This is a genomic window from Paenibacillus enshidis (assembly GCF_042136365.1).
GTDB lineage: Bacteria > Bacillota > Bacilli > Paenibacillales > Paenibacillaceae > Paenibacillus > Paenibacillus enshidis.
Genome location: NZ_JBHHMI010000001.1, coordinates 304,082 through 315,313, shown reverse-complemented (window position 1 = coordinate 315,313; position 11,232 = coordinate 304,082). Strand labels below are relative to the sequence as shown.

Below are 11,232 nucleotides of genomic sequence, written 5' to 3'. Positions count from 1 at the left end.
TTGCACTACTGGTTAGGAATAAGTCTAAAAGCTTGTGCGAAGCGCAAGCACTGTCTACGAAGTAGGCAGAGACAAGCTCGTGACTTGAGTCATGAGTTGATGACTATGTTCCCTTTCTTTCAACTGAAGCGGCTGCTTTCTCCGTCTTTTTCTTGCGGATAAACAGAAAAATAAGCGGGATAGAACAGAACAGCGGTACCGAAGATACCAGGAAAGTGTCCCCGATGCCTCTCGAATAAGCATCCAGCGATATCATACCAGAGACCGTAGACTGCCAGGAGCTGCCAAGCAGAGCCTGGAACGATCTGGCGGAATCAGGCGTGATCGATTCAGCAATATGCTGGGAATGCATGGCCGTTCGTGTCTGCATAATGGAAGTAAATACGGCAATCGCCATCGAAGCTGCAACCGTCCGCACCAGATTCGATGCCGTGGAGGCGTTGCCCACCTTGCTCGCCGGCACTGCGTTCATCCCGACCGTGGATAATGGCATCATACAGATCCCGATGCCGAGACCACGCAAAGCCATTACGATTTCCAGCCACTGGTGAGGCGTGTCCGGAGTAAGCTGATGCAAATGGTACGTCATAAAGCCGGTCAACGTGAGACCGACCAAGCCCAAGGGCACGATCCCGAATTTATCGAACAGCTTGCCAGCGATCGGCATCATGACCCCCATCGCGAGCGCCTGCGGAATGAGTAAAATACCGGTGTCTATCGGAGACACGGACTGAATATTTTGCAAAAACAGCGGCGTAAGAAACATTCCGCCATACATCCCCATCATCACGAAACTGGAAGCAATAACGCTGAGCGTAAACCTGTAATTTTTAAACAAGGAAATTTCGATCACCGCGTTGTCTTTACCGGCTTCAACGTAAATAAGGAACACCAGCGCCCAGAATGCAATGAATAACAACCCCACAATTTTAAAAGAAGTCCAGCCGTCGGATGAACCGTTCGACAATGCGTACAGCAGGGTGCCTGCACATGTCGCTGCCAATAAAAAACCGGGCAAATCAAATTTTCGCGGTTCCCCTTTTGGTGGTTCCTTGATCAAAACAATGGCCATCAGAATGGCAAACAAAGCAAACGGAAGACTGATGATAAACAGAAAACGCCAGTTGAACCATTCGATCAAATAACCGCTGAGCGTTGGACCAATGGCCGGGGCCGCCATCGCGGAAATGCCCCAAATACCAAGAGCCATACCAACCTGCTCCCGCGGCATAATTTTATACACGATCGTCATACTGAGCGGCATGATGACACCGCCCCCGAGACCGGCAATAATGCGCGCCGCGATGAGCGAGGTGTCGCTCCAGGCGAATATACATAACCCCGTACCCAGCGAAAAAACGCTAAGCGCTAAAATGAGAAACTTTTTGTAACCAATGCGCTGCTCCATAAAACCTGTAATCGGGACGATCACTCCGGATGCGAGAGTGTATCCTGTGATAACCCATTGAATCTTCGCCGTGGTCGAGCTGAGGTCTGTGGTCAGACTCGGGATGGCCACGTTGATCAGGCTGTTATTGAGAATAGCGACAAAAGCCCCCAGGATAATAGCTAAAAAGGCAAGCCAGCGTTCTCTGACCGAGCCTGCGGAAGGAGCAGCGGCAGTATCCGTAGAAGACACATCGACTCCCCCTTTTTATTTGGTATGAATTTTAACTTCGACATTGGTTCCCGGAATCAGCTTCAGGTCATCCGGCGTATTAAGTACGATTTCCACCGGGATGCGTTGGGTTACTTTATTGAAGTTTCCGCTGGTGTTCGTGGCCGCAATGGCAGCAAATACCGAATTGGAGGCCTGCCCCACCTTGCGCACCTTGCCCTGGATGGTTCGGTTGCTAGAGGCGTCAAGCGTAATGTCCACTAGCTGTCCAGGCTTCACGCGGCTGATGTCGGTTTCTTCAATATTGGTCGTCACATAAGCGTTGCTCATATTAGCCATGACCGCAACAGCGGCGCTGGGCGATCCGATCTCATGCACCTTGGAATACACTTTGATCACGGTGCCATCAATCGGCGCCCGCAAGACGGACTTGCTGACGGAAGAGGCGTCAAGATTCGCAACATCCTGTTCGGCAACCGGCTCATTTTGCTTGAGCATATCGCCTTCCTCCACATCAATATGGGTAATTTCCCCTGTGATCTGCGGCATTACCTTATACTGGTCCACCGTAATGCGGGCGTCGTCACTGGTGATAAAATGGCTCCCCTGGTACCAGTAATAATAGCCAAGCGTGCCACCGCTTAAGATCAAAATTACAATGAGAATCGGCAGTACAGTCTTCTTACTCACTTCTTCCACCCCTGTTACTATAAAAATTATTATTCAACGCTGATATTTTAAATTTAAAATATACGCGGTCAAATCAATAGACACAGCTATGCTGAATAAAGAAAAGCATGACTTTTAAGCCATGCGCTTACCGATACAAAAGCGATCAACAACTAATGTAACTAATTATATTTAAAAAGTTTCATATCAAGCTCACAAAAATTAATTATAGTTAAATTTATCAAATTGGCAAGTAGTTCTTTTGGACTATTTTAGAAATTTTATGTCTTTCAGCATGCAAAAGAACGCCCCGAGTCATAGACTTATTGGGGCGCCCTTAGTGCATTTTGCGCATTAAGAAATGTGAAGTCTGCTGTTTTTTTTCTCCGCCCCCGGAAGCAGATTGGTTTCGCGCCGCTTCGCGCAATTCGGACAGAGGCATCGATCCGTCATATAGCCAGCTTCTTGCAAGGTGTCACGCAGCAGGGTCACATAATCCAATGATCTGCCCAAAGAAGACGGGCCGTTTACATAAGATACCTTCTTGCCTTCCAGCAGACAGTAAACTTCAATCATTTGGGGTACAGAGCCAAAGGCATAATGGCTGAACACGGTAATCAGATGCATATATGCGTTAACCAAATAAGGGTCGTAGGAAACCATGTATTTCTGAACGAGCAGCGAATCCACATGCGGCCCCATCATCCAGGCTGCCTCTATGATCAACGATAGCTCCACATTCAGCTCCGCTGCCGGAATTTGAAATTGCTCAAACAATATCGCGGGCTCATGGAGCTGCCGGTTAGCCGCCCCGATTTTACAAATCCCACCAGTCACCTTGTCTTTAACCTCCCAATAATGGGAATAGGACTCAAAGCCAGTGTGCTGCTTCGGCCACCATTTTTCAAGCATGTACTGCAGCGGAATTTCACATCTGACATCATATGGGGTGCTGTAATATTCATGCAAAGCATGAGAGACCGCATGCTGCACATATTCACGCCAGCCCGCGCCCGGCTTCAGCTTGTCGCTCTTCCGGGACTGCTGAGGCTTGCGGCTGCCCCACATATATTCAATTTGATAATCGTAAAGTACTGGCATGGAGCTGCCGCGCTGCTCATCTCTCATCATTAATCCGGTCCTTTCCGGTCAGGATACCGCAATGCCTGCCTGCAAAAACCTGCGGCCAAACTCACGGCATGCTTCTTTTTCCGAGTCCTGTGGATTGAATTCAATCTTGAGGCTGTCTTGCACCAATATTGCCCCCCGCTCCTTCAGCTTCTGCTCCAGCAGATCGACTGCACCGCAAAATTGCGCGTAGGACGTATCCCCGCTGCCAAAAACCGCTGTTTTGCTTCCCTCCAGCTCAAGCTCTTCCAATTCTTCATAAAAATCGAGAAACTCATCAGGCAGCTCGCCGTCTCCCCATGTATAGACACCAAGCAGGTATCCGTCATATTCAAGCAGCTCCGCCGCATTGCATTCATAAGCTTCCTTAAGCACCGCCGAATGTCCTGTCTGCCTGATACCTTCTGCGATCAATTCGGCAATTTCTTCGGTATTTCCTGTCATCGACGCGTAAGCAATCAAAATCTTGGCCAAAATACATCCCTCACTTTATTGTCTTCTTGTTAACATGAATATAAATGATAATGATTCTCAATGTCAAATATATTATGCAATATTCGTTCGACAGGACTTCCTCGCCCTGCTGGCGGCGCAAGCTGCAATTGTGTACAATAGTGTGCATACGACTTTTTGAAGGATGGATTATAACATGTATGTAGCTGACAAGTGGAATGATTATGAAGTGATTGATACCGGTGGCGGCGAAAAGCTCGAACGCTGGGGAGATGTTATTTTGCGGCGCCCCGATCCGCAAATCATTTGGCCTTTGGCGAAGGAAACTGCGGAGTGGCGCAGCACGCACGGCCATTACCACCGCAGCTCGTCTGGCGGTGGCAGCTGGGAGATGAAGAAGCCAGTTCCCGAGCGCTGGACGATTAACTATGAAAACCTCAAGTTCCATATTCGCCCGACCAGCTTCAAGCATACCGGCCTCTTCCCCGAGCAGGCGGCCAACTGGAGCTGGATGATGGATAAAATTGCCTCGGCAGGCAGACCGATCTCGGTGCTGAATCTGTTCGCTTATACAGGCGGAGCGACGGTTGCGGCGGCTTACGCCGGAGCCAGCGTCGTTCATGTCGATGCAGCCAAAGGCATGGTGCAGTGGGCCAAGGAAAATGTGCAGCTGTCCGGACTCGCCGACAGACCGGTGCGTTTTATTATGGACGATGTATTCAAGTTTGTGCAACGGGAGCAACGGCGTGGCAACAAATACGACGCTATCATCATGGACCCGCCTTCGTATGGGCGCGGACCGAGCGGCGAAACGTGGAAGCTGGAGCAGAGCCTCTATCCTTTCCTGGAATCGTGTATGAGCATCATATCGGACAACCCTTTGTTTATGCTCATCAACTCCTATACGACCGGCATTTCGCCTACCGTATTAAAAAATATGCTCAGCATGACGATGCAGCCCAGATACGGCGGACGCATCACCGCAGGTGAGATCGGGCTTCCGATCACCCGCTCCGGGCTCACTCTGCCCTGCGGCATTCTCGGACGCTGGGAGGCGTAGCCCCCATGTCACATGTACCAAATGAGGAATCCGGGATTAAGGTATTGTATGAGGATAACCATGTGCTGGCGGTTGAAAAGCCCGTCAACATCCCTACTCAAGAGGACGCGAGCGGAGACCCCGACATGCTGACCCTGCTGAAGCAGGATTTGAAGATCAGGCATCAAAAGCCGGGCAATGTATTTTTGGGGCTGGTTCACAGACTGGACAGACCTGTTGGCGGCGCCATGATCTTCGCCAAAACCTCCAAAGCCGCATCCAGGCTGTCCGAGGCCGTCCGCAGCCGCAGCTTTCGCAAGCTGTACGCGGCTGTGGTACATGGCTCCCCGGGAGCGCAGAGCGGCAGGCTTGAGCATGATCTGCTCAAGGACCCGCGCACCAATACGGTGCGGGCGGTCAAGCCGGGCACGCCGGGAGCCAAGCAAGCCTTGCTGGACTATAAGGTTGTAGGGGAAAAGGACGGATTAAGCCTGATCCTGGTCGAGTTGCACACCGGCCGTCCCCATCAAATCCGCGTGCAGTTGCAAAGCATCGGCTGTCCACTGTACGGGGATCAGAAATACGGGGCCACGGTGAACCGCCCGGGCCAGCAGCTCGCCCTTTGGTCCCTCCTGGCCGGCGCTCCTCACCCTGTCAGCAAGGAGCCGCTGTCGTTCAGGTCGGTTCCACCCCGCCAGTTTCCGTGGAGCGAATGGCCGGAGGAGGTTTATGAAGAGGCTTTGCCCCACGAATTTTAATAATGGAATCCTGGCAAGTAGTATGCTCTCCGTCAAATAGACAGATTTATTTGATGGAGAGCATTTTCACTTTACAAATCAAATACATACTCTTTCTCTATTCAATTGGTATTTTATTACTTTAATTCTGGAGGTTTTTAGGATATTATCATTAATACAAAAAGGGGGCAAAAGAATGAAAGATAAAGTAAAGGGCTTAGTCATCGGCATTACCATTGGTTCCATGATTACAGGAGCAACGGCAATGGCAGCCTCGGGTTATACAATGAAAGGTGTACCAAAGTACCTGGGGATAAATGTAAACGGTGAAGGCAAAGGGTCTACCAATGCCTATATCATCAATAACATTACATATGTTCCCATTAAAAACGTCAGTTCTGCATTAGACCAGAACGTTGTTTTAAAGAATGAAACTCTATATTTTAGCGATCAGCCCGAAGCAAGAGTTACAGAAGATGAAGCTATAGACATTATATATAATAAGATAAAAGCCGATGTTGATAAACATAAACTGAAATTTATGGTAGAAGAAATGGAAGGTACTAAGTATTCTATTAGGGTCTTCGAAGACTTCCCGGATCATATTGCAACGTATGGCTTCTTCTATGTAGACAAATACACGGGCAAACCTTCCAAGATGGATATAACATCAGGAGAGGAATTAGATATTTAAAGAGAGGCTTCCTTCAAATTAAGGCTCCTCCTAAAGAATGACGGGTGGGCCAGGAATGATCAATCGACCTCAAACTCTTTCTAGGCTAACGGTTGTCGGCGCACTTATTTTTGGGAAACCGTCTCTTTACCGCCGAAACACAGGAAATAGGCTCGCCGGCAACCGTTACATTGTATAGCCTCTTGTTTTGCCAAAATAGCGTCGCACACAACCGTTAGACTTTTTTTAGCGCTCTTTTACACTGTACGCCTGCCCCCAGTCAAAGTCGACTTTTTCAGGAGTAACCAATTAGGATTGAACTTACTATTCGTGCCTTCTGTTAAAAATGCAATCTGCGCTTCATTTCCTTACGGAATCCCTTATCAGTGAGCAGCCACATCCCGAAAAATGTTAACAGGGCATATAGCCCAGCCGCAATAGCTGTCCATAATACTTGTGACATGCCTACGGCATATAACAGCAAAGGGATAAACCCAAGGAGAATCAGAGTTAACAAGTATCCTGTAAACTCCCGCCACCACATACTGCACATAACGGTAACCAGAAAGGTTGCCGCCATCATCAGGAACGGAATGACGTACCCTGTCGACCAATAATTCGTGCCTGCCGCCACATTGATCCACAATAATAAACCAGACAGCCCGAGCAATTGAACGATAACTTTAGCGCCGAGATGTGATCGGGATATCAGAGTATGCCTTATGGACAGCCAGACGTACAGTACACAGGGTATCACATACAGGCTCCACCAGGCATCATTTTTTCCGAGCGTGTTGATGAGAATGGAGAGGCTGATCACGACTAATACGATAAAGGCAAGCCACTTGGAAAAAAGATTGCTGACACGCTGCTCCTGTGTAAATGTATAAACAGGGTACCAGCGATTGCCGACTGCTTGTGTTGCCCCCCTGCTGCTTAAGTTTCTTCGACATAAGGGACATACGGCATGCGCTGGATCTACGGATACGCCACAGCTCATACACCTCATGCTCCCATCCCCCAATCATTGCTGACAATCCTCAAATCCAGTCCGCTTAAACTGGCGAGCTGGCGAAAAAAATGCATGATCACATCGCTTTCGACAATATTACGTGCAAAGGTGATCGTGAGTTCCTCATTGATGGAGCATACGGCACAATTTATCGGGCTTTTTGCTGTTGGGTACAAGGTGGCCTCCATGGCCTCTACATGCGCTGCCATACTGGACGGAATAGCAATTTTGCCCAGATTGGTGAGCGTAAGCGTTTTGGCTTCTTCACCGTAATGGTCGAAGCCATACCGGATCGCCATGTTCTTCAGCTTGAGCGGTGTAAATCTGGACAACAGGTTTTTCTCGTATTTCATGCTGGCAGCCATTACTTGACTTAAATAGGGCTTGGTTGTTTTTTCTTTCATCTGGGCATGTACAATTTCGAGCACTTGCTCGAATGTCATGTCATCATTCATCTCCACGCCAACGTTAATCACTGCAAAAAAGTTCCTCAGACTGCTGGAAGGGAATATTTTTCGCAGATTCACCGGGATGCTTATGACAATGGGCAGCTTCTCGTTATTGAAAGGCAATGTGGGAGTATGAACCGCCATGATCAGAATCGCTGTCAGATAAGCCGTGAGAGTTACGCCCTTCTGCTAGACAGGCCATTGCTCAGTTCCATCTTCAAGAGCGGGAACCTCGTCATCACTCCGTCCAAAGCCTGCTGCAAGAGCGACGGATTTACCGGACTTGTGAGTATCATCGACAACCGATAAGTTGAAGAGTTCTCCGGGCCCGCAACTGCCGGAAACAGCTTCCCGGCATGATCAATTTTATACCATTCTGCCATACGTTGATCTCCTTGTTTTGTAACATCGTGTCCAAGCTCTTATTATAGCTTGACCTGCAGCACATGAAAATCCATCGTTTTGCGAAATCGTATGGGAAATTTCAAGTTCCATTAATACTGAGGATATTGTTTTGCGCTTGCCGAACACAAAAAACCTGCAGCTTAATAGCTTAATGCAGGGTTTTTGTATTGTATAGAGTTTTGTTTACGAAGAAACCGCCGTCCGTCTCTTTTTCTCCACCGCTTCATGCTGCTTCTGCGGATTTGTATTTTGAATAAAGAAGGACAAGATCAGGGCGGCAATGCTCATTCCTGTGGCAATCATGAACGCATAATTGATGCCATAGGTCATTGCATGGTTGGTAATGTCCGCCAGACCTGCGCTGTCCGTCAAGGATACTCCTTGTGTGGCGGCCAGCTCCAGCGTGCGGCTCTCCGTTTTCATCGTCATGACCGTCACGAGCAGCGCCGTTCCGATCGAACCTGAAATCATGCGCAGCGTATTGCTCATCGCCGTACCATGGGCGTTCAAACGCTGGGGAAGCTGGTTCAGGCCTGCCGTCTGAATCGGCATCATAATCATCGACATGCCGAACATACGGGCCGTATAAACAATCATCAGTTCCATATACGATGTGGTGTCAGTAAGGCGCGTAAACTCCCAGGTCGTGATGCTCATAATGGTTAATCCGATGACGGTCAGCCAGCGAGCCCCGACTTTATCGAAGATGGTTCCCGTAATCGGCGACATGATGCCCATGAGAATCGCACCAGGCAGCAGCAGCAAACCTGACTGCAGAGGCGTAAAACCCCGGATATTTTGCAAATACAGCGGAAGCAAGATCATGCCCGCATACAAAGCCATCGTGACAATCACGTTAATAATGGTGGTCAGGCTGTACATGTTGTAGTTAAAAATACGGAATTCAAGCATCGGTTCATCGGTTTTAAACTGCCGAATAATGAAAAGCACCAAGGAAATGGCACCGATGATGAGTGTTGAAAGCACAACTACGCTGCTCCAGCCGGAATTGGCCGCCTCACTGAAGCCATACAGCAGACCGCCAAAGCCCAGGGTGGACAAAATGACAGCCGGAATGTCCAATTTCGGATTGGATAGTTTCGTCACATTTTTCAGGAAAAACACACCGATTAACGTAGCGATCACAGCAATCGGCAGGATAATCCAGAACAGCACACGCCAGTCATAATGCTCAACAATATAACCGGAAAGCGTCGGACCGACAGCCGGTGCAAAGGTCATCGCAATGCCCATCATGCCCATCGCCTGCCCCCGTTTCTCAATCGGGAAAATGTTCAGGAACACGACCGTCATCAGCGGCATCGTAATACCGGCCCCGGCAGCCTGGATCAGCCTTCCGATCAGGACAACCGTAAAGCTCGGAGCAATAGCGCACAGCAGCGTCCCAATCGTAAATAAAACCATCGAGCTTAAAAAGAGCTGCCTTGTGCTGAACCTGGCAATCAGAAAAGCGGTCACCGGAATCAGCACACCATTGACCAGCATAAAGCCGGTCGTCAGCCACTGGGCCGTGGCCGTTTCGATGGCCAGGTCAGCCATCATTTTCGGTAATGCAATATTAATTAACGTCTGATTCAGCAAAGCTACAAACGCGCCGAGCAGCAATGCTGCAATAATCGGCGCTTTGCGTATTTCCCCTGTGTCAGCAGTTTGGGGATTGTTCACGTTGTGTCATTCCTTTCTCGTGAAGCTTCTGTACGATTTGCTGATGGATCTGCAATGTAAAATCAAGATCCGCTCTCGGGATATCCACAACTCCGCTCATCGTACTACTTCCTATATTATCCTTTTTTTCAGTTTGGCGAGGGCGATCTCAGGCCGTTTGTGCAGGATGGTCAACTATATAGTTTAACCCTTCATTTATGTAATAGTCAACATAACACATGCTTTTTTTCTGTAAATCAACAAAATAAAAGACAGTTTTCTGAAAGCCAGAAATGAACTGTCTGATTCCATCATTTATTATACTTGTCCGGCTGCTGTAATTTTACCCAATAGATAAACGAGCAGATTCTGGTTATGCATGGAGATTCGGCCAAGCGCCGAGGATAGAAAATCATTGCGAATTTGAATGCCCCGGTCTGCTTCCTCCATGCCGTGGTTTGTGATCAGGATCCACACGATTCTGCGGTCCTCCTGATCTCTCACACGGGTGACAAGCTCGTTTTTTTCCATTCTGTCCAGTAGCATAGTGACTGCAGCAGGTGTCGTGGCAAGGTACGGGATAAGCTGGGAGGGTTTCATCCGGCCGTTCTCCTGAAGCAATTCCAGTACTGTCAGCTGCGACTCGGTCAACGATGGCGCCAAGTGTTGTTCCATATATGCTTTATAATCTTTAGTCAACTTAAACCACAGCTTGGCAAATTCAGACGTTTGCACTCTTTCATCTCCTCTCAGCAGTCATCTGTAAGCACGTTATACAAGCAACTTATTCATGCTGTTAAATTTCGCCACGGCGCCTTCTTTTCCTGCCCTGTTAACCCTAAGACAGCCAAAACAGGAAATAAGTCATACATACACCCAAGGGGTATCCTGCATTTCGACAGCCGTCATTAAAAACCTTTCCATCTTGACAGACAGAGCCCGACAATAAGCGGAAAAGGCGAACCGGAAGCCCCATAAGACTCGGCGATCCTTTATACGTTCTGAGACGCTCCAAGAACGAAGCATTCCTCCAATCGCTGTTGCCCCCAAATTTCTCAATGATTTTTTGAGCGGTAGAAATTCGGAGACAAAGGCGAGCGCTGCCGCTTTTCCGGAATTGCTTCGTCCTTTCCGTTGCTTCGTGCGCGGCCTGCTTAAAAGGAATCGCCAAGCTTACGCGATTCCTAAAATAACAAGAAAGGTCGAGAACAAGTGAAACCCCGTTCTCGACCTTTGTGAAGTAAAAAGATTTTTTATTCTCCTCATCGCCCGGAATTGTCCTGAAGAAGCGGAGCGTTCGCCTTTATCCCCGGATTTCTTCCGCTGCCTGCTTCAATTCAGGAAATACGGGGATAACAGCGATCGGAAGGACAATCCGGGCACG

Annotated in this window: 12 protein-coding genes; 3 read left to right on the top strand and 9 right to left on the bottom strand. The window is 48.6% G+C overall.

Annotated elements, in window-relative coordinates; all coding sequences use genetic code 11:
• Positions 1–103 precede the first annotated feature (103 nt).
• From ACE41H_RS01315 to ACE41H_RS01300, 4 genes are all read right to left on the bottom strand, one after another.
• Entirely contained in the window at positions 104–1,639 is a 1,536-nt protein-coding gene (locus tag ACE41H_RS01315) for a DHA2 family efflux MFS transporter permease subunit (protein WP_375352759.1), read from the bottom strand.
• Between the two features lie 15 nt (positions 1,640–1,654).
• A complete protein-coding gene (locus ACE41H_RS01310) occupies positions 1,655–2,308 on the bottom strand; it encodes an HlyD family secretion protein (RefSeq protein ID WP_375352758.1) in 654 nt (217 codons plus the stop codon).
• Positions 2,309–2,641: 333 nt separating this feature from the next.
• Entirely contained in the window at positions 2,642–3,418 is a 777-nt protein-coding gene (locus ACE41H_RS01305) for a hypothetical protein (protein ID WP_375352756.1), read from the bottom strand.
• Positions 3,419–3,436: 18 nt separating this feature from the next.
• Positions 3,437–3,889, bottom strand: coding sequence for a flavodoxin (locus tag ACE41H_RS01300; RefSeq protein ID WP_375352755.1), 453 nt, complete (start codon positions 3,887–3,889; stop codon positions 3,437–3,439).
• Between the two features lie 175 nt (positions 3,890–4,064).
• Between ACE41H_RS01300 and ACE41H_RS01295 the strand changes: the two genes are divergently transcribed.
• From ACE41H_RS01295 to ACE41H_RS01285, 3 genes are all read left to right on the top strand, one after another.
• Positions 4,065–4,928, top strand: a complete 864-nt coding sequence (locus ACE41H_RS01295; protein ID WP_375352753.1) for a class I SAM-dependent methyltransferase — start codon at positions 4,065–4,067, stop codon at positions 4,926–4,928.
• Positions 4,929–4,933: 5 nt separating this feature from the next.
• Positions 4,934–5,665 carry an RluA family pseudouridine synthase gene (locus ACE41H_RS01290; protein ID WP_375352751.1) on the top strand — a complete coding sequence of 244 codons (732 nt, stop codon included), beginning with the start codon at positions 4,934–4,936 and terminating at the stop codon, positions 5,663–5,665.
• Positions 5,666–5,840: 175 nt separating this feature from the next.
• Complete coding sequence (locus tag ACE41H_RS01285) at positions 5,841–6,338, top strand: hypothetical protein (RefSeq protein ID WP_375352750.1); 498 nt, start codon at positions 5,841–5,843, stop codon at positions 6,336–6,338.
• A gap of 319 nt (positions 6,339–6,657) precedes the next feature.
• On the opposite strand, the gene ACE41H_RS01280 is transcribed toward ACE41H_RS01285, so the two are convergent.
• From ACE41H_RS01280 to ACE41H_RS01260, 5 genes are all read right to left on the bottom strand, one after another.
• On the bottom strand, positions 6,658–7,317 hold the full coding sequence (locus ACE41H_RS01280) for a DUF6320 domain-containing protein (RefSeq protein WP_375352749.1): 660 nt from the start codon (positions 7,315–7,317) through the stop codon (positions 6,658–6,660).
• A gap of 5 nt (positions 7,318–7,322) precedes the next feature.
• Entirely contained in the window at positions 7,323–7,805 is a 483-nt protein-coding gene (locus ACE41H_RS01275) for a hypothetical protein (RefSeq protein ID WP_375352747.1), read from the bottom strand.
• 149 nt (positions 7,806–7,954) lie between these two features.
• Positions 7,955–8,161, bottom strand: a complete 207-nt coding sequence (locus ACE41H_RS01270; RefSeq protein ID WP_375352745.1) for a hypothetical protein — start codon at positions 8,159–8,161, stop codon at positions 7,955–7,957.
• A gap of 205 nt (positions 8,162–8,366) precedes the next feature.
• Positions 8,367–9,869 (bottom strand): DHA2 family efflux MFS transporter permease subunit, encoded by a 1,503-nt coding sequence (locus ACE41H_RS01265; RefSeq protein ID WP_375352744.1) that lies wholly within the window; start codon positions 9,867–9,869, stop codon positions 8,367–8,369.
• Between the two features lie 297 nt (positions 9,870–10,166).
• Complete coding sequence (locus ACE41H_RS01260) at positions 10,167–10,583, bottom strand: MarR family winged helix-turn-helix transcriptional regulator (RefSeq protein ID WP_375352742.1); 417 nt, start codon at positions 10,581–10,583, stop codon at positions 10,167–10,169.
• Positions 10,584–11,232: the final 649 nt, after the last annotated feature.